We start from the raw sequence: 17801 nt of genomic DNA on the forward strand, positions 1-17801 counted from the left end.
CGGTGCGTCAGACGCACCGAACGCCACATTGGGTGCGTCCAACGCAACCAACGCCACATTGGGGCGTTTGGGACCGGGCCACCTCCGGGATCGGACGTCGGCTCAGTATTCGCTGGTCGCCGGCCAGGTGTCATCGTGGAGGAGGCGCTTGAGGATCTTGCCCGTCGCGTTGCGGGGGAGGTCCGGCACGAAGTACACGTCCCGCGGTACCGCGAACCGGGCCAGGCGCTGGTGGATGTAGGCCCGGATGTCCTCCGCGTGCAGTGAAGCCCCGCGCCTCGGGACGACGTACGCCGCCAGGCGCTGGCCCCACTCCGCGTCCGCCACCCCGACCACCGCCGCGTCGTGCACGCCCGGCAGGGCCACCAGGGCTTCCTCGACCGGGCGGGGGAACACGTTCTCGCCGCCCGAGACGATCATCTCGTCGGCCCGGCCGGTGACGAACAGCCGGCCCGCCGCGTCGAGGTAGCCGACGTCGCCGCTCGCCATCATGTCCGCCGCGCGAGCCGGGTCGGACCCGCTCGTGTAGCCCTCGAACAGCATGTCGTTGCCGACGAAGATCTGGCCCTCGCCGCCCGGTGGTACCGGCCGGCGGTCCTCGTCGAGGATCGCCAGCCGCGTGCCGAGCGGGCAGCGGCCGGCCGTGGTCGGCGCGGCCCGCAGGTCGGCGGGGGTCGCGATGCTCGCCCAGGACACCTCGGTCGAGCCGTAGAAGTTGTAGAGGACGTCGCCGAAGGTGTCCATGAACGCCGTCACGAACGCCCCGGACATCGCCGAACCGCTGCTGGCCACGATCCGCAGCGACGAGAGGTCGTAGCGCGCGCGGACGCGTTCGGGCAGGTCCATGATCCGCTGCAGCATGATCGGCACGGCGAACAGCGCGTCGCACCGCTGCTCGGCGATCGTCCGCAACGTCTCTTCGGCGTCGAACTTGCGGGTCAGCGCGAGCGACGCCCGCAGGGCCATGCCGATCTGCATCGCGGCGAGGCCCCAGGTGTGGAACAGCGGCGCCGCCACGAGGAGCCGGTCGCCCGAGCGCAGCGGGATCCGGTCGAGGATCGCCGCGGCGGTGCCCAGCCCCTTCGGCGTGGGCCGGCGCGCGCCCTTCGGCGTGCCGGTGGTGCCGGAGGTGAGCACGATCAGCCGGCCCGGCCGCTCGACGGGCTTCGGCGGGTCGGCGGGTGCGGCGTGGATCAGCTCGTCGACGGTCGGGTAGCCGGCGTCGGCGTCCGCCCAGGTGCTGATCCGGGCGAAGTCGCCCGGCACGTTCGCGATGGTCTGCGCGAACTCGTCGTCGGCCAGCACGGCGGACGGCGTGTGCTCGGCGAGGACGTCCTTGACCGAGGCCGCGGACAGGCCGGTGTTGAGCAGGATGACGTCGGCGCCGAGCTTGCTGGCGGCCACGAACGACTCGATCATCGCGGAGTGGTTGCGGCACATCAGCGCGATCCGGTCGCGTTCGACGACGCCGAGCTCGCTCAGCGCGTTGGCGAGCCGGTCGCTGCGCTCCTGGACCTGGCGGAAGGTGCGGAGGCTGCGCTCGTCGTGCAGGGCGGGCTCGTCGGGGACGCGGGCCGCGGCGGCCTGGTAACCACCCGCGACCGTCGCGCCCCACTGCGCGAGAGAGCTCAGCTGGCGGGCCAGCTTGTCGGGCCGGGCCGCGCTGAGCACGCCGGCGCGCAGCAGGACGCTCGTGGTGCGCAGCTTGGTGGCCTTGTTGCTGTCGCCGTCGGTCTCGGGATCGGCCTCGCCGGCCAGGTGCAGGTCGAGGCGGCGGCCGACGGCGCGGACGTCCTTCTTGATCGACGACACCAGCTCGGCCTGCGACGGCGGCAGCATCATCCGGACGAACAGCTCGGTCTTCCCACCCGCCAGTGGTCTCAGCTCGAGGGAGACCCAGGTGCCCTCGTCGGGGATGCCGCACCACACGACGTGCTCGCCCGGCCGGTACACGACGGCCTGCATCTGCGTCTGGAACATCGGTCCCCGCTCGGGGACGATCCGGATCATCCCCTTCGGCCCGCGCCCGCGCGAAGCCGGTTCCTGGATCTCGCACCAGCTGATCTCCGGCACGAACCGCGAGTACCACTCCGGCGATCCGACGATCTGCCACACCACGTCGGGCGAGTGACCGATAACCGCACTCGCCTCGACCACATCGTCACGCATTGTTCTGTCCCTCGCCCAAGTGTCACCGAACGCACGTTCAGGTCACGGAGGCGTCACATTAGCAGCAAACGGGTGATCCTGGATACTCCGAACGGCCAGATACCGGCGGGTAACGGACACCGGTAGTGGGTCCTCCGGGTGTCCATTGTAGATCGATTAACGGTGTTCACCCAGCATAGCGGGCCACCAGCTCCGCGCCCAGGCGCGCCAGCTCGGCCCGGACGGACGTCGGACCTTCCACGTCGACCAGCGCGCCCCAGCCCGCCAGCTCCTGCGCGATCATGACCGGCGCGGGCGCGGCGACCCGCGCCCGGACGCGGTCGCCCGGCAGTTCGGCGACGAGCTCGCAGTGCCGGCCGAACCGGCCCTGCAGCACCCCGAAGTACCGCCGGTCGAGCACCACGTCCGCGCTGAGCAGCGAACGCCGCTTCTCGACCTCTTCGACGACCTCGTCCCACACCCGCGCCAGCTCGAGGTCCGACGGCCGGTCCGCGGCCTCCCCGGTCGGGACGGCCGCGACGATCCGGTCGACCCGGAAGGTCCGGCGGCCCTTCGCGGTCCCGGCGACCAGGTACCAGACGTCGTCCTTGTCGACCAGGCCCCACGGGTCGACGAGCCGCTCCGACCGCTCGCGGCCGCCGTAGGTCAGCTGGACCTTCCGGCGCGCGATGACGGCGTCGCGCAGCAGCTCGACCATCGGCGGCCGGTCCTTCGGGCGCTCGCCCCACCCCGCCTGGTCGACGACGACCGCCTCGGCGGCGGCCTCGGCCTCCGCCCGGAACGTGCCGGGCAGCGCGCCCATGAGTTTCCGCAGGGCGGACCTGACCTCCGGCGTGGTGGCCGCGGCCGGCCCGCCCAGGAGGAACAGCGCCTGCGCTTCGCGCGCGCTCAGGCCGGAGAGGTCGGTGCGCGCACCGCCGACGAGCTGCCAGCCGCCACCGCGGCCCGGTTGCGGGTAGACGGGCACTCCGGCGGCCGAGAGCGCCTCGAGGTCACGACGGGCCGTCGCGACGGAGATCTCCAGCTCCGACGCCAGTTCGGCGGCCGTGACGCGGCCGCGGGTCTGCATCAGCAGGAGGGTGGCCACGAGGCGGTCGGCGCGCATGGGAGAAGTCTCGCAAACAAAGTGCTCACTCGGTGAGCACTTTCGCTCCGCATGATGGCTCCACACCGATCGAGAGGAGCAGGACATGCTGCGAGGAATGGCCACCGTGACGTACTACGCCGACGACCACGAAGCCGCGAAAGCCTGGTACACGGAGTTCCTGGGAGCCGAGCCGTACTTCGTCGTCCCCGGGTACTTCGAGTTCCGGATCGGCGACTATCAGCACGAGTTGGGCGTCATCGACCGCAAGTACGCGCCCGGCGCGCAGGCCGAGCCGGGCGGCCAGGTCGTCCGCTGGCACGTCGACGACCTCGAAGCGACGTTCGCGCGCCTGCTGGACATGGGCGCCAAGGAGTTCGAGCCGATCACCGTGCGCGGCGAGGGGTTCGTGACGGCGTCCGTCGTCGACCCGTTCGGCAACGTCCTCGGGATCATGACGAACGCGCACTACCTCGCGATGCTCGAGGTGTCGCCCGGCACCACAGGATCTTGAGAAGTTGTAGTTCTCTCGCACATGGCTGGCGACGGGCGTCACGCTTACCGTTCCCGTCCATGACCAGCGATCTGGACGGGCGCACCGCCCTCGTCACCGGCGGGGCGAGCGGCATCGGCCTCGCCTGCGTCCGCGCCCTCGCCGCGGCCGGGGCCAAGGTGCACGTCGTCGACGTGGACTCCGGCCGGGCCGAGGCCGCCGCCACCGAGGTCGGGGGGTGGGCGCACGCCGCCGACCTCACCGACGCCGCCGCCATCGGCGCCCTGCCCGCCGAGGTCGACATCCTCGTCAACAACGCCGGGATCCAGCACGTCGCGCCGATCGAGGACTTCCCGCCGGACGTCTTCGCCCGGATCCAGGCGCTGATGGTCACCGCGCCCTTCCTGCTCATCCGGCACACGCTGCCGTCGATGTACGCGCGGGGCTGGGGGCGGATCGTCAACATGTCGAGCGTCCACGGGCTGCGCGCCTCCGCCTACAAGGCCGCGTACGTCGCCGCGAAGCACGGCCTCGAAGGACTCTCGAAGGTCGCCGCGCTCGAAGGGGCCGACCACGGCGTCACCAGCAACTGCGTGAACCCCGGATACGTCCGCACCCCGCTGGTCGACGGCCAGATCGACGCGCAGGCCGCCGAGCACGACATCGCGCGTGAGGACGTCGTCGCCGAGGTCCTGCTCAAACGCGCCGCGATCAAGAAGCTCATCGAACCCGAGGACGTCGCTTCCCTGGTGGTGTGGCTGTGCTCGCCGCACGCCGGTCACCTCACCGGGGCGTCCCTCCCGCTCGACGGCGGCTGGACCGCCGCGTAAGTCCCGTAACCACAAGGAAGTGGAGCCCGCAGTGAGCCAACCCCAGCGGTCGGCGATCGCCAAGATCGTCGGCGCGAGCCTGATCGGCACCACCATCGAGTGGTACGACTTCTTCCTCTACACCTCGGCCGCCGCCCTCGTCTTCAACAAGCTGTTCTTCCCGACGGCGAACCCGCTCACCGGCACGCTGCTGGCGTTCCTGACCTACGCCGTCGGGTTCCTCGCCCGCCCGGTCGGCGGCCTCGTCTTCGGCCACTTCGGCGACCGGCTCGGCCGCAAGAAGCTGCTGATCGTCAGCCTGGTGCTGATGGGCGGCTCGACCTGCCTGATGGGCGTCCTGCCGACGTACGCGACCGCCGGCGTCGTGGCACCGCTGCTGCTCACGCTGCTCCGGCTCGTCCAGGGCTTCGCGCTCGGGGGTGAGTGGGGCGGGGCCGTCCTGATCGTCTCCGAACACGGCGACGACCGCCGCCGCGGTTTCTGGGCGAGCTGGCCGCAGTGCGGCGCGCCCGGCGGGAACCTCCTCGCGACCGCCGTCCTGGCGATCCTGTCCGCGACGCAGTCCGACGCGACGTTCCTGTCCTGGGGCTGGCGCGTCCCGTTCCTGCTCTCGGGCGTGCTGCTGCTGATCGGGCTGTGGATCCGGCTGGCCGTCGCGGAGTCGCCCGTGTTCCTCGCCGCCCAGCGCCAGGCCGAAGCGCGCGCCGAAAAGCACGTCCCGGTCGTCGACGTGTTCCGCAACAGCTGGCGCCAGGTGCTGATCACCATCGGCGCGCGGATGGCCGAGAACGTCTCGTACTACGTGATCACCGCGTTCATCCTGGTGTACGTCACGACCGGGCTGCACCTGCCGAAGGGGGTCGGCCTGACCGCGGTGCTCATCGGCTCGGCCGTGCACTTCGTGACGATCCCGCTGTGGGGTGCGCTGTCCGACCGCGTCGGGCGCCGTCCGGTCTACCTGTTCGGCGCGATCGGGATGGCCGTGTGGGGCTTCGCGTTCTTCGCGCTGCTGGACACGAAGTCGTCGGCGGTGATCGTGCTGGCCGCGACCGTCGGGCTGGTGCTGCACGGCGCGATGTACGGCCCGCAGGCCGCGTTCTTCGCCGAGCAGTTCCCGACCCGCGTGCGTTACACCGGCCTCTCGGTCGGCGGGCAGCTGTCGTCGATCGCGGCCGGGGCCGTCGCGCCGCTGATCGCCGTGGCGCTGTTCTCGGCCTGGGGCAGCACCGTGCCGGTGTCGCTGTACGTCGCGGCGATGTGCCTGCTCACGGTGATCGCGCTGCTCGCCGCCCGCGAAACCCGCGGCACCTCGCTGCACGACGAGGACGTCGAAGCGGAGACGGTGGTCGTTTCGCCCTAGCATGACGGCCGTGACCGCACCTTCGGACGCGTTGCGCCGGCTGCTCGACCTGCTCGCCTCCGGGGCGAGCAGCGAGCAGCTGGCGCACGTCGTCGTCGCGGCCCGCGCCGAAGGCGGCCTCGACGCGGCCGGCCTCGCCGCACTGGCCGGCGCGGGCGAACAGGCGCTGCGGATCCGCGAGACCCTGGCCGAGCACCGGCGGCGTGAGGCGCAGCTCGCCGCGCTGTTCGACACCGCGAGCGAGCTGGCCGCGCTGTCGGACCCGGACACCGTGCTGCGCTCGATCGTCCGGCGGGCGCGGGCACTGCTCGGCGTCGACGTCTCCTACCTGTCGCTCAACAACGAGGCCGAGGGCAAGACCTACATCCGGGTCAGCGACGGCTCGGTGTCGGCGGAGTTCCAGCAGATCGTGCTCGGCATGGGCGAGGGCCTCGGCGGGCTGGTCGCGCAGACGGCACGGCCGTACGCGACGGCGGACTACTTCCGCGACGACCGGTTCAAGCACACCCGGCACATCGACTCCGGCGTGGAGGACGAGGGCCTGACCGCGATCCTCGGCGTCCCGCTGGCGATCGGCCCGAAGGTGCTCGGCGTGCTCTTCGCGTCCGACCGCGCGACGCGGGAGTTCACGGCGGACGAGGTGGCGCTGCTGTCGTCGCTCGCCGACCACGCGGCGATCGCCCTGGACAGCGCGAACCTCCTCGACCAGACGCGCCGAGCCGTCGCCGAGCTCAACGAGGCCAACGCGACGATGGAACGCGCGGAGGACGCGCACGACCGGCTGACCGACCTCGTGCTGCGCGGCGGTGACCTGCCGGACGTCGCCGCCGCGGTCGCCGGCGTGCTGCACGGGGACCTCACGGTGTACGACGCCGACGGCACGCTCCTGGCGAGTTCGGCGGACCCGGTGGGACTCGACCCGGACGCGCTCGCCGCGGCGCGCACCACCGGCCGCGCGGTGTCCACAAAGGACACCTGGGTGTGCGCGGTGCAGGCCGGTCCCGAGCTGCTCGGCAGCCTGGTGCTGGCCGGCCGCCCGGGACTCACCGACCCCGACCGCCGGTTGTTCGAACGCGCCGGCGTCGTGACGGCGTTGCTGCTGATGCTGCGGCGATCGGTGGTGCGCGCCGAGGACGAGGTGCGCGGCGAGCTGCTGACCGACCTGCTGACCGCACCGGACCGCAACCCGCGTGCGTTGCTGGCTCGCGGGCGCCGGCTGGGGATCGACCTGTCGGCACCGCACGCGGTCCTGGTCGCGCACGCGGACGGCGGCTCACGGCGGCGCCTGGCGAGCGCGGCCGCCCGGCACGCGACCCTGGTCGGCGTGCACGCGGAGGAGGTCGTGCTGCTCGGCACGGGCGACCCGGACGAGCTGGCCCGCCGCGTGGCGGCCGACCTCGGCACGGCCACCGGCCGCCCGGTCACGGTGGGTGCGGCGGGCCCGGCGAGCGGCCCGTCGGCGATCGCGGACGCCCACGCGGAAGCGGCCCGCTGCGTCCGGGCCCTGCTGGCCCTCGGCCGCGCGGGCGAAGGCGCGGCGATGGCGGGCCTGGGCTTCCTCGGCCAGCTGCTCGGCGACCGCGCGGACCTGGACGCGTTCGTCCGCCAGACCCTCGGCCCGGTCCTGGACTACGACGAGCGCCGCGGCACGGAGCTGGTCGCGACGCTGCGGGCGTACTTCGCGAACGGCTCCCAGCTGGCGCGCACGAAGGACGTGCTGCACGTCCACGTGAACACGGTGGTGCAACGGCTGGAGCGCGTGGCGTCGCTGCTGGGGGAGGACTGGCAGGCGCCGGACCGGGCCCTGGAAATCCAGCTGGCCCTGCGCCTGCACCGGGTTCGCGACGCCTGAGCCACGGCAGCCGGCACCGGCGTGTTGGCCAGTCGCCAGCACCCCAATGTGGCATTGGGTGCGTTGGACGCACCGAACGCCACATTGGGTGCGTTGGACGCACCCAACGCCACATTGGGGCGTTCGGGCGGCCGGAACTGTCGGTGCCCACCGGTAGCGTGGAAAACGGGGGCTGCTCAGCCAGGCCGAGCAGCCCCGGGACGTCCTAGCACTGACCGTCGGCGAGAACCCAGTAACCGGGCGACGTCTCCCGCAACGCGTGGATCGTGAACGTGTTCCACAGGCCCATCGCCTGGTTCGACCCGTTCGCGTACGTCTGGCCACCGCTCTGGTGCGCGCGGCCGGCCTGCGTGTGGGCGTAGTTGCTCGTGCTCACACAGGTTCCCGCCGGAGCCGACGAAGTGGTGGTGGGCGGGGGAGTACTCCCGGATCCCTTGTCCAGCCCGAAGAACACGCCGGTGTAGTAGCTGGAGCAGATCCCCGCGAGGAAGTACGCGCCGGTGCTGCCGCACTGCGTCGCGCCGGTGCCCGGGTCGACCGCCGTGCCGTGGCCCATCCCGGCGATCGAATACAGCTGCACCTTGCCGCCGTAGTCCGTCGACGTCGTGCCGCCGGGCAGGGACTGCGTGCTCGTCGGCGACTGCGAGACGCCGTGCACCGCGGTCCACTGGTCGCGCAGCTCCGTGCCGTTGACCGGGTAGACCGTGTAGTCACCCGTGCCCTGCCAGATCGCGACGCGCGGCCACGGCCCGCTGTAGCCCGGGTACTGCGCCTTCACCCGCGACGCCCACTGCGCCGGGGTCAGGTGCTGGTCGTTCTGCTGGCAGTTCGTCGCTTCGGTGACGCTCGTGGCGCACTGAGCGGGCAACCCGGCGTTGATGCCGCCGGCGGCGAAGACGTCCGGGTACGCGGCGAGCAGGTCGGCGGTCATCGCGCCGCCGGCCGACAAGCCGGTGACGTACACCCGCGAGGAATCCGAGCCGTGGTCGGCGATCGCCTTGTCCACCATGGACTTGACGGACGCGGCTTCGCCGTTGCCGCGGGTGTCGTCGGCGGTGGAGAACCAGTTGAAGCACTTCAGCGAGTTGTTCGCGGTCGACTGCTGCGGGAACACGACCTCGAACCGCCAGCGGTCGGCCAGCTCCGGCCAGCCCGAATGGGCGTAGTAGTCCGCGGCGCTCTGCGTGCAGCCGTGCAGCGCGACGACCACCGGGCGGCCCGTTTCGAGCCCGGACGGCGTGTAGGTGTACATCGCCAGCGCGCCGGGATTGGCGCCGAACGAAGAAACCTGGACGAGGGACGACGCCGGCGGGTCGGCGGAGGCCACCCCGACGGTGGTGAGCACGGCGGCGGTGACCGCGGCGAGTCCGGCGAAAGCGAGTTTGCGCATCGTGAGTTCCTTCTCGTCGTTGAGAGGGTTCCCGGCGACGCTAAGCCGGTTCCGGGGGTGGAGACCATGTGCCCGGCCACCACATCGCCACGCGAATTCATGGTGGCCGGGCGGGTGGCTCCCGGCTGCCGCACGCGCTTGGGTTCAAGGCATCCGAGACCGGAGGTGGACCGTGCGCAGGTGGCTGGCTTGGGTTCTGGCGGGAACGCTCGCGGCGGCGTTGCCCGCGTCGGCGGCGGCGACCGGGCGCTGCGAGGTGGCCGTGCCCGGCGCCGAACGGCAGGTCGCCGTCTGCCTGGACGACCTGACGACGACCGGCACGCTCGCGTCCGGCCACACCGTCCAGGCCGACTGGGCGGGCCTGACGCCGGCGGGACTGCCCGCGCCGAGCGGCGTGCCCGGCGTGCAGGTCGACGGGTACTTCCCCGACACGTCGACGGCGAACACCAACCACGGCTGGAACCACGACGCGCAGTTCGTGCTGCGCCTGCCGGACCGGTGGAACGGCGGCCTGGTCGTCTCCGGCTCGCCCGGCGTGCGGCGGCAGTACGCGAACGACCGCGCGATCGGCGACCAGGCGCTGGCCGAAGGCTACGCGTTCGCCGCGACCGACAAGGGGAACACCGGCGCGGCCTTCTTCGCCGACGGTGTCCGGCCCGGCGACGCGCTGGCCGAGTGGAACCGGCGCGTCACGCAGCTGACACTGGCGGCCCGGTCGGCGGTGGCGCGGCACTACGGCCGGCTGCCCGCGCGGACCCTGGCGGCCGGGCTGTCCAACGGTGGGTACCTCGTGCGGTGGCAGCTGGAGAACCGGCCGTGGCTCTACGACGGGGGCGTCGACTGGGAGGGAACGCTGTGGCGTGCCGATGGACCGAACCTGCTCACGTTCCTGCCGCCCGCCCTGCGCGCCTACCCGGCCTACGCGGCCGGGTCCGAGCCGGCCCATCAGTCCATATTGGACGCCGGGTTCGCGCCGGGGTCGGAGTTCCTCTGGGACTACCACTACCGCGTCTACTGGGACCTGACCCAGCGGATCTACCGCGAGGAGGTCGACCCGTCGTTCGACGGCTCGCTCGAGGCGGGGATCCCGTTCTGCGCCTCGGGAACGCCGGCCTGTGACGCGGACTACGCGTATTCCGCGCGGCCCGCGCCGGTGGCACGGGCGGTCGAGCGGATCTCCCTGACCGGGCGGATCGGCAAGCCGCTGCTGACGCTGCACGGCACGCTCGACACGCTGCTGCCGATCACGCGCGACTCCGACGTCTACGACCGGATGATCACCGCGGCCGGCCGCGGGGCACTGCACCGGTACTACCGGATCGAGGGCGGCAACCACGTCGACGGCCTGGTCGACGCCTACCCGGACAAGCTCCGCCCGCTGGCCCCGTGCTTCCGGACGGCGTTCGACGCGCTGGCGGGCTGGCTGCGCGGCGCACGTCCGCCGGCGTCGGCGACGATCGCCCGCCCCGCCGGGGCGACCCCGGCGGAGCTGGCGAAGTCGTGCGACCTGGGCTGAGTCTCAAGCGCCCCAATGTGGCGTTGGTTGCGTCCAACGCACCGAACGCCACATTGGGTGCGTCTGACGCACCGAACGCCACATTGGGGCGCTTTGGTCAGTCGCCCTTGATGAGGTGGGTGGCCAGGTCCGGGCTGAAGGTGCCCGCCGGGACGCCCGAGCCGTAGCCGCAGCTCCCGTCCGAGTCGCCCGGGACCTTGATCCACAGCTGCATCTCCGGGCCGCCGCCGAGCCGGGACGTCGCACCGAGCTTGCGCTTCGGCGGGTTGCACCACTCGGTGTCCGTGCCGTGGCCGTTGCCGTTGCGGCTGGTGTCGACCACGAACGGCGCCGCGTAGCCGAGGGCCGAGCCGACCGCCTTGCCGTAGGTCGTCGACTCGGCCGTGGTGTAGAAGTTGGACACGTTCAGCACGAACCCGTGGATCGACTGGACGCCCACCGACTTCAGCCGCGATGCCATCGTCGCGGCCGGGATCCACGTGGCGTTGCCGCCGTCCAGGTACGCCCACGTGTTCGGCGCCTTCTGGGCGAACTGCGTCGCCGCGTACTTCAGCAGGTCGATCCGGGTCTGGCGGGCGTCGCCGGGCAGGCAGTCGAGCTGGGCGAGCGCGTCCGGCTCGATGATCACGATCGCCGGCTTGCCGCCGATGCCGTCGGCGAACGCGGAGATCCAGTCGCGGTAGGCCTGCGGGCTGCCCGCGCCGCCGGTCGACTCGCCGCCGCAGTCGCGGCCGGGGATGTTGTAGGCGACCAGGACCGGCAGCTTGTCGGCGACGTCGGCGGCGTAGGTGTAGGAGTCGACCGCCGCGCGGATGTCGCCGCTCCAGTTGCCGAACCAGCGGGCACCCGGCTTGGTCGCGATCGACGTCCGGATCGGGCCGGCGCGGCCGTCGTCCGGGTGGTCGCGGACCCACGTCGCCGGGTTCGAGTCCGGATCGACGTAGAAGCCGTTCGTCTTCTCGAGCGGGTTGCCGTCGGCGGCGACGGCCGGGGACGCGGAGGCGAGGCCGGTGAGCGCCAGCGCGGCGGCCACGAGCCAGGGCGAAATGCGCATTCGGTGAGCGTGCCGTGACGCGGTACACGAATCGTACAAAAAAGCGGGTGAACCAAACCGAACCAGCGTCCGTATCACTGGGTGAGGGGCGCGGTATACCCGCCGCGAAACCCGCCCTGAACTGCACTTTCGCCGTCCGGATGGTCGACCCCGTTCGGCTGCTTGCGGGAGTGCTGCCCGTCGTTCATGATGGGCCTCGGGGTCCGCGAAAATTCGTTAATGTCGAATATCCAGGTGTCGGCCATGCTGCGGAAGAACCGTCCGTCCGGAAGTGAACGTCATGCTGCTACCTGCCCCCGGGGCCCGCTGATGGCCGTCGACCTGCCCGGCCTCGCCATCGTCGCCGGGCTGCTGCTGCCGGCCCTCGCCGCCGCGGCCTGGGCGATCGTTCTCGAGCGGCGTCCACGGCGTCCGCGCCGGCCCGCGCCCGTGTCCACCCGGGAGCCGGACCCGGAGCCGGACTTCACCGTGGCCGGCATCAAGTCGCGCATCCGGCAGGAGCACGCCGTGAAGCAGCTGGCCGAAGCCAGGACGGTCGCCCTGCCGACCCTGCCGATCCCCGCGCAGACGCGGCGCGAGCCGCTGCCGTCGCGAGTGGCGGGCAGCCTCCCGCCGCCGCGCCCGCGGGCCGCCGGCGTGCCCGCGTCACGGTTCGCCTTCGCGGCCCCGGACACGGATCTGATGCAGCGCATTCTCGATGGTCTGCGCAAAATGGACTGACCGTCACGAACCCAGGGCGGCGGGCGACTCCGCCTCCGGGACGAGCAGCCGGGGCGTGCCCGAGCCGTCGGCCGGGACCGACCAGACGTCCGCGTGGCCCGGGCCACGGGGCACGCCGTAGCCGATCGTGTGGTCGTCGAGCCAGGCGGGCTGGTCGTCGACGCTGCGGGTCTCGGCCAGCGGCGTCACCTTCGATGACGCCAGGTCGAGCACCGACAGCCGCCAGCCGCGGGCCGGGTCGCCGTCCACAGCGGACTTGAACGCCACCCGCGTCCCGTCCGGGGACACCGACGGGCACTCGACGTTCTCGCGCAGCGTGCGAACCGTGTGCGCGGCGAAGTCGCCGGCGACCAGGTAGCGGTGGCCGGCCGTCGACATCGTCGCGTAGAAGTGGCGGTCGTCGCGGGTGAACGTGACGCCCCAGAAGTTGAGGTCGGCCGCCTGGTACGGCTTGCCGTCGAGCGTCACGGCGTAGTCCTCCAGCGTCCCGGCGAGGTCGCCGGTCGCCGTGTCGAGGATGCCGGCGCGGGTGGAGAACATCCCGCCGTTGTAGGAATCGCCGGTGACGAACACCGTCCACGCGAGCATCCGGCCGCTCGCCGACACCCGGGCCCGGTTCGGCAGGCCGACCAGCGGGATCTCCCGCTTCACCGTGAGCTGCGCGTCGAGCTGCACCAGCTGGTAGGTGGTCAGGTCGCCGTCCTGACGCAGGCAGAGGCCGCTGCCGCCGGCGGCGTACACGCGTGCGCACGACAGCGGCGACACCGTCCGCGGGCCGGCGGGGTCCGCCGTGGACACCGTGGCGACGTGCCCGCGGTCGGCGTCGGCCGTGCTGCGGAACAGCAGCCGCGGGCCGGGGGAGAGGCTGACCGCGCCGGTCGCGGCGACGTCGTGACCGCGGGCGCTCGCGAACCCGACGTACGCGATCGCCGCCCCGGCCAGCACGAGCACCCCGGCGACCGCGATGAGGATCCGGGTTCTCACGCCGTCACCTTCCGAGGCGAGAGGACGACGAACGTCACGGCGATCGCGGCCACGGCCCCGCCCGCGGCGACCACGATCGCCCGGTCCGGACCCCAGAACTGCCACGCCAGTCCGAAAAGGACGGACGAGGTGAAGTACGCGAGCGCCTGCGCGGTCTGGACGAGCGAAATCCCCGTCGTGCGCAACGACTCCGGCAGCAGCGGGCCGGCGAGTGCCATGAGGACGCCGTCGGTCGCCGCGTAGAACGCGCCGTACAACGCCAGTGCCGTGGCGAGCAGCGGCCAGCCGGACACCGGCCCGGCCAGCAGCAGGTAGACCAGCGCGAGCGCGCCGTAGCCGCCGAGCACGACCGGCAGCCGCCCGACCCGGTCGGCGAGCGCGCCCAGCGGCGCGGCGAGCAGCAGGTAGCTGAGGTTGGTGCCGACCGCGAGCAGCGGGAACCAGCCGGTGGCGATGTCCTCCTTGTGCTGCAGCAGCAGGTAGACGAACCCGTCGCCGACCGTGGCGAGCCCGAGCACGCAGGCCGCGACCAGCAGCCGCCGCACGCCGCTGCCGCGCAGCAGGGCCGCCGCCGCGCGCGGCGAAACCGGGTTCGCGGCTTTCGGCGTCCGGCGGTCACGGACGAACAGCACCAGCAGCAGCACGCCGATGGCGGCGATGCAGAAGCTGACGACGAACACGGCGTCGAACGCCTCGGGGTCGGCGGCGCCGACCGCGGCCAGCACGGCGAGGGCGACCAGCGGCCCGGCGAAGGCACCCATGCTGTCCATCGCGCGGTGGATGCCGAACGCCCGCCCGAGCAGCGGTTCGGGCGCCGACAGCGTGATCAGCGCGTCGCGCGGCGCGGTCCGCAGGCCCTTGCCGGTGCGGTCGAGCGTGATCACGGCGCCGATCGCGGCCGCCGACGCCCCGGCCGCGAGCAGGCCGAGCTTCGCCACCGCGGACAACGCGTAGCCGGCGCCGGCGACGACCTTGCGTCGGCGGACCCGGTCGGCGACGTACCCGCCGACGATCCGCAGCAACGCCGTCGCCCCGGTGTAGAGGCCGTCGACCAGGCCGTACGCCGCCGGGCTCAGGTGCAGGCCGAGGACCAGGTACACCGGCAGGATCGCGGTGACCATCTCCGAGGAGACGTCGGTGACCAGGCTGACGGCGCCGAGCGCGAAGACGTTCGCGCCGACCGCCGAGAGCCGGGTCCGGGACACCGCCCCAGCATGCTCTCGGCGGCCGATGGTGGACAGGTACACGCGGTTACTGCCAGACGTCGAGGATCGGCGACTTGCTCGCGGCGCCGCCGATGCCCGGCAGGCCGTAGGACGCCTCGATCGTGCGCAGCACGGTGTAGTGGTTGATGGACTCGCTGTAGCTGCCGATCTTGACGTTCGCGCCGGTGAACGTCGTGAAGATCTGGTTGACCGACGTGCCGCTGTCCTCGTCGAAGGTGACGATCAGCAGGCTGTTGTGCGTCTTGGCCCACTGCGCGTAGGCGTCGAGGTTCTTCTTCAGCCAGGTGTCGCCGGTGCCGATCGAGCAGTCGTGCATGTCGCTGCACATGTCCGGCGTCACGAAGGCGACGGTCGGCAGCTGGCTGAAGTCGCTCGGGAAGCTCGAGTAGCGGAGGTTGCTGGCCGCCGGGACGTTCGAGAAGTCGACCCAGCTGTTGTGCTTGCGCCGGTAGGTGCCGCTGGAGCAGCCGGTGTAGCCGTCCGACGGCATGGCCTCGGAGTAGCCGGTGAAGGTCTTGCCGGCGTCGATCAGCTGCCGGCCGAGGTTGGCCTTCGCGCCGAGGTTGGCGGGGCAGGCGTCGTCGGTGACGCCCTGCGTCGCACCGGAGAAGAGGGCGACGTAGTTGGGCTGGCTCGGGTGGGTGATCGCGAAGGAGTTCGTGAACTTCGCGCTCTGCGAGGCGAGCGAGTTGAAGTACGGGGCGCTGGAACTGCCGTTGATCGAGGAGTACTTCTTGTTCTCGAACATCACCAGGACGATGTGGTCGAACGCCGGCACGGTGCTCGCGGTCGGCCGCACGGCGGCGGGCTGGTCCGTTCCGGTGACGACGGCGGCCGTGAGCACACCGGCAGTGACCAGGGCGGCGGCGAAGATCCGCTTGCGGATCATGGGTCCTCCAGCATGGGCGGGATGGGGGCGCCTCATGGTGCCCAGGGCAGGGGGCCGGTGCGTGCCGTGCCGTGGTCCGGCTCGTGAACAGCGGGAAACCACCGGCGGACAACGGAAAGAGTGGGTGAATGGCTGTCCGGTGTCAACCTTCTTTGGTAGGTGTCCACAGTGGCCGGTCGGGGAGCTGACAGGTCATTCCCAGCTGGTTCAAAGGAACGGCGCCGACACTCGGTGCCATGGAACCCCTCACCCCCGGCGGCGCCGCCCGCCGTGAGCACGGCCGTCGCAAGGCCGCCCTGGTCACCGCGACCGCCGCGGTGCTGGGCGCGGCCGCGGTCGGCGCGATCGGCTTCGGCCTCTCGGCGGCCTCGGCGGACACCACGCAGAGCACCACCAGCGACTCCACCGGTTCCCAGGACCAGCTCCAGGCGCCGGACAGCGGCTTGAGCGCGGGATCCGGCCAGGCGCACACGGGATCGGGTGCGTCATGACCGCGGCGACGGCGTTCCGCGCCCTCGGCACGACGGCGGAGGTCCTGGTCACGGAGCCGGAGGAGTTGGGTTCGGCGGTCGAGCTGCTGCACGAGGAGCTCGCCGCGATCGATGCGGCGTGCAGCCGGTTCCGGGCGGACTCGGAGATCTCCCGGCTGCACGAGAACGCCGGACGTCAGGTGCGGGTGGGGCCACTGCTCGCGGAAGCACTCGAGGTGGCTTTGCGCGCGGCGCGGCTGACCGGCGGCCTGGTCGATCCGACGGTCGGCGGCGCTGTACGGGCGCTGGGGTACGACCGCGACTTCGCCGCGGTTGCCGGTGATCGGGATGCGGTGGTGGATCCCGTGCTTGGAGGGTCGGCTCGTGTGCTTGGAGGGTCGGCTCGTGTGTCTGGAGGGTCGGCTCGTGTGTCTGGAGGGTCGACTCGCGTGCTTGGAGGGTCGACTCGCGTGCTTGGAGGGTCGACTCGCGTGCTTGGAGGGTCGACTCGTGTGTCTGGAGGGTCGACTCGCGTGATTGGGGGCGCGACACGGGGGTGTGGGGTGGTCGGCGGGGCCGGAGCTGCCGTGCCCGCGCCGGGCTGGCACCGGGTTCTCTTCGACCCCGGGCAGCGGCTGGTCGTCCTGCCTCGCCGCGTGCACCTCGATCTCGGCGCGACCGCCAAAGCCCTCGCCGCCGACCGTGCGGCTCGCCGGATCCACGCCGCGACCGGCTGCGGTGTGCTCGTCAACCTCGGGGGCGACCTGCGTGTCGCCGGGGCCGCGCCGGCCGGTGGCTGGCAGGTCGCGGTCGGCGATGACCACACCCAAGCCCTCGTGGCGGTGCGCGGCGGCGGGCTCGCCACCTCCGGCACCACCCGGCGGCGCTGGCGTCACGCCGGCCGGACGGTCCACCACATCGTCGACCCGCGCACCGGCGACGTCCCGGAACCGCGCTGGCGCACGGTCACCGTCGCCGCCGAGTCCACTGTGGACGCCAACATCGCGAGCACCGCGGCGATCGTCCTCGGCCCGGAAGCACCCGGCTGGCTCGAGGAAAGACGGCTGCCCGCGCGGCTCGTCGGCGTCCGCGGCGACGTCGTCACCACGCCGGGGTGGCCGTCATGAGCTCCGCCGTCTGGTACTTCAGCCGCGCGACCGGGCTCGTGTCGCTGGTGCTCTTCACCGGCGTCGTCGTCCTCGGCGCGCTCGGCGCCGGCCGGTTCGCGACGCGCGAGTGGCCGCGGTTCACCGTCGCCGCCGTGCACCGGAACCTCGCGCTGACCAGCGTCGCGTTTCTCGCCGCGCACATCGCGTCGGCGGTCCTCGACGGCTACGTCTCGCTGACCTGGCTCGACGTCGTCCTCCCGTTCGGTGCGGACTACCGGCCGCTGTGGGTCGGCCTCGGCGCCGTCGCGCTCGACCTGCTGCTCGCGATCGTCGTCACCAGCCTCGTGCGCACCCGTGTTCCGCCGCGGGTGTGGCGCGCCGTGCACTGGCTGGCCTACCTGTGCTGGCCGGTCGCGCTGGTGCACGGCCTCGGCATGGCCGAAAACGACGCCGCCCACGGCTGGATCGTCGCCCTCGACGTGCTGTGCGTGCTGGCCGCGCTCGGCGCCGTCGCCTACCGGATCGGCGCGAAACACGCCGGTCCCCAGCTCCTGGGAGGCATCCGATGAGACATCCTCTGTCAACCTCAGGCTGCAGTTCGAGGGCTGAGGGCTCGTTGACGGTTGCGAATGTGAACGGTCTCGTCGTAGCGGTT

16 protein-coding genes are annotated in these 17801 nt (G+C 72.2%); 9 read left to right on the forward strand and 7 right to left on the reverse strand.

The features are described 5' to 3' along the window. Positions 1-102: 102 nt before the first annotated feature. Both AB0G28_RS47305 and AB0G28_RS47310 read right to left on the reverse strand, forming a co-directional pair. Positions 103-2169 carry an AMP-binding protein gene (locus tag AB0G28_RS47305; protein WP_361105537.1) on the reverse strand — a complete coding sequence of 689 codons (2067 nt, stop codon included), beginning with the start codon at positions 2167-2169 and terminating at the stop codon, positions 103-105. A 166-nt stretch (positions 2170-2335) separates the two neighbouring features. Beyond that, positions 2336-3274 (reverse strand): WYL domain-containing protein, encoded by a 939-nt coding sequence (locus AB0G28_RS47310; protein ID WP_361105540.1) that lies wholly within the window; start codon positions 3272-3274, stop codon positions 2336-2338. Positions 3275-3359: 85 nt separating this feature from the next. Here AB0G28_RS47310 and AB0G28_RS47315 point away from each other — a divergent pair, with 85 nt between their 5' ends. From AB0G28_RS47315 to AB0G28_RS47330, 4 genes are read left to right on the forward strand one after another with little or no spacing between them, the layout of a single operon-like run. Beyond that, a complete protein-coding gene (locus AB0G28_RS47315) occupies positions 3360-3767 on the forward strand; it encodes a VOC family protein (RefSeq protein WP_361105543.1) in 408 nt (135 codons plus the stop codon). 59 nt (positions 3768-3826) lie between these two features. Then, complete coding sequence (locus AB0G28_RS47320; RefSeq protein WP_361105545.1) at positions 3827-4576, forward strand: 3-hydroxybutyrate dehydrogenase; 750 nt, start codon at positions 3827-3829, stop codon at positions 4574-4576. 31 nt (positions 4577-4607) lie between these two features. Further along, the gene (locus AB0G28_RS47325) at positions 4608-5936 is read left to right on the forward strand and encodes an MFS transporter (protein WP_361105548.1); all 1329 of its coding nucleotides are present in this window, start codon (positions 4608-4610) and stop codon (positions 5934-5936) included. A 1-nt stretch (position 5937) separates the two neighbouring features. Beyond that, positions 5938-7788 carry a GAF domain-containing protein gene (locus AB0G28_RS47330; protein ID WP_361105551.1) on the forward strand — a complete coding sequence of 617 codons (1851 nt, stop codon included), beginning with the start codon at positions 5938-5940 and terminating at the stop codon, positions 7786-7788. 205 nt (positions 7789-7993) lie between these two features. Here the strand turns inward: AB0G28_RS47330 and AB0G28_RS47335 are convergent, their stop codons facing one another. Then, the gene (locus tag AB0G28_RS47335) at positions 7994-9178 is read right to left on the reverse strand and encodes a PHB depolymerase family esterase (RefSeq protein WP_361105554.1); all 1185 of its coding nucleotides are present in this window, start codon (positions 9176-9178) and stop codon (positions 7994-7996) included. Between the two features lie 172 nt (positions 9179-9350). Between AB0G28_RS47335 and AB0G28_RS47340 the strand changes: the two genes are divergently transcribed. Beyond that, positions 9351-10694 carry a tannase/feruloyl esterase family alpha/beta hydrolase gene (locus AB0G28_RS47340; protein WP_361105557.1) on the forward strand — a complete coding sequence of 448 codons (1344 nt, stop codon included), beginning with the start codon at positions 9351-9353 and terminating at the stop codon, positions 10692-10694. Between the two features lie 97 nt (positions 10695-10791). Here AB0G28_RS47340 and AB0G28_RS47345 read toward each other — a convergent pair whose 3' ends face one another. Next, on the reverse strand, positions 10792-11748 hold the full coding sequence (locus AB0G28_RS47345; protein ID WP_361105559.1) for a glycoside hydrolase family 6 protein: 957 nt from the start codon (positions 11746-11748) through the stop codon (positions 10792-10794). 309 nt (positions 11749-12057) lie between these two features. Between AB0G28_RS47345 and AB0G28_RS47350 the strand changes: the two genes are divergently transcribed. Beyond that, on the forward strand, positions 12058-12468 hold the full coding sequence (locus AB0G28_RS47350; RefSeq protein ID WP_361105563.1) for a hypothetical protein: 411 nt from the start codon (positions 12058-12060) through the stop codon (positions 12466-12468). Between the two features lie 3 nt (positions 12469-12471). On the opposite strand, the gene AB0G28_RS47355 is transcribed toward AB0G28_RS47350, so the two are convergent. The 3 genes from AB0G28_RS47355 to AB0G28_RS47365 are packed head-to-tail and all read right to left on the reverse strand — an operon-like array spanning position 12472 to position 15567. Further along, complete coding sequence (locus AB0G28_RS47355; RefSeq protein WP_361105566.1) at positions 12472-13452, reverse strand: hypothetical protein; 981 nt, start codon at positions 13450-13452, stop codon at positions 12472-12474. Then, positions 13449-14657, reverse strand: a complete 1209-nt coding sequence (locus AB0G28_RS47360) for an MFS transporter (protein ID WP_361105568.1) — start codon at positions 14655-14657, stop codon at positions 13449-13451. The genes AB0G28_RS47355 and AB0G28_RS47360 overlap by 4 nt, the downstream gene beginning before the upstream one ends. A 46-nt stretch (positions 14658-14703) precedes the next feature. Continuing rightward, positions 14704-15567, reverse strand: coding sequence for an alkaline phosphatase family protein (locus tag AB0G28_RS47365; RefSeq protein WP_361105571.1), 864 nt, complete (start codon positions 15565-15567; stop codon positions 14704-14706). Between the two features lie 236 nt (positions 15568-15803). Between AB0G28_RS47365 and AB0G28_RS47370 the strand changes: the two genes are divergently transcribed. The 3 genes from AB0G28_RS47370 to AB0G28_RS47380 are packed head-to-tail and all read left to right on the forward strand — an operon-like array spanning position 15804 to position 17715. Continuing rightward, complete coding sequence (locus AB0G28_RS47370; RefSeq protein ID WP_361105574.1) at positions 15804-16058, forward strand: hypothetical protein; 255 nt, start codon at positions 15804-15806, stop codon at positions 16056-16058. After that, a complete protein-coding gene (locus AB0G28_RS47375; protein WP_361105577.1) occupies positions 16055-17164 on the forward strand; it encodes an FAD:protein FMN transferase in 1110 nt (369 codons plus the stop codon). The genes AB0G28_RS47370 and AB0G28_RS47375 overlap by 4 nt, the downstream gene beginning before the upstream one ends. After that, positions 17161-17715, forward strand: a complete 555-nt coding sequence (locus AB0G28_RS47380) for a ferric reductase-like transmembrane domain-containing protein (RefSeq protein WP_361105580.1) — start codon at positions 17161-17163, stop codon at positions 17713-17715. Before AB0G28_RS47375 ends, AB0G28_RS47380 begins: the two co-directional genes overlap by 4 nt. Positions 17716-17801: the final 86 nt, after the last annotated feature.

It is taken from the genome of Amycolatopsis sp. NPDC021455, from assembly GCF_040640995.1.
Classification (GTDB): domain Bacteria; phylum Actinomycetota; class Actinomycetes; order Mycobacteriales; family Pseudonocardiaceae; genus Amycolatopsis.

What these genes read in the sequence shown, in the direction of transcription:
- AB0G28_RS47315 (WP_361105543.1), top strand. Translation starts at nt 3,360, where the DNA reads ATGCTGCGAGGAATGGCCACCGTGACGTACTACGCCGACGACCACGAA.
- AB0G28_RS47330 (WP_361105551.1), top strand. Translation starts at nt 5,938, where the DNA reads ATGACGGCCGTGACCGCACCTTCGGACGCGTTGCGCCGGCTGCTCGAC.
- AB0G28_RS47345 (WP_361105559.1), bottom strand. Translation starts at nt 11,748, where the DNA reads ATGCGCATTTCGCCCTGGCTCGTGGCCGCCGCGCTGGCGCTCACCGGC.
- AB0G28_RS47375 (WP_361105577.1), top strand. Translation starts at nt 16,055, where the DNA reads ATGACCGCGGCGACGGCGTTCCGCGCCCTCGGCACGACGGCGGAGGTC.
- AB0G28_RS47310 (WP_361105540.1), bottom strand. Translation starts at nt 3,274, where the DNA reads ATGCGCGCCGACCGCCTCGTGGCCACCCTCCTGCTGATGCAGACCCGC.
- AB0G28_RS47335 (WP_361105554.1), bottom strand. Translation starts at nt 9,178, where the DNA reads ATGCGCAAACTCGCTTTCGCCGGACTCGCCGCGGTCACCGCCGCCGTG.
- AB0G28_RS47305 (WP_361105537.1), bottom strand. Translation starts at nt 2,169, where the DNA reads ATGCGTGACGATGTGGTCGAGGCGAGTGCGGTTATCGGTCACTCGCCC.
- AB0G28_RS47370 (WP_361105574.1), top strand. Translation starts at nt 15,804, where the DNA reads ATGGAACCCCTCACCCCCGGCGGCGCCGCCCGCCGTGAGCACGGCCGT.
- AB0G28_RS47320 (WP_361105545.1), top strand. Translation starts at nt 3,827, where the DNA reads ATGACCAGCGATCTGGACGGGCGCACCGCCCTCGTCACCGGCGGGGCG.
- AB0G28_RS47380 (WP_361105580.1), top strand. Translation starts at nt 17,161, where the DNA reads ATGAGCTCCGCCGTCTGGTACTTCAGCCGCGCGACCGGGCTCGTGTCG.
- AB0G28_RS47350 (WP_361105563.1), top strand. Translation starts at nt 12,058, where the DNA reads ATGGCCGTCGACCTGCCCGGCCTCGCCATCGTCGCCGGGCTGCTGCTG.
- AB0G28_RS47365 (WP_361105571.1), bottom strand. Translation starts at nt 15,567, where the DNA reads ATGATCCGCAAGCGGATCTTCGCCGCCGCCCTGGTCACTGCCGGTGTG.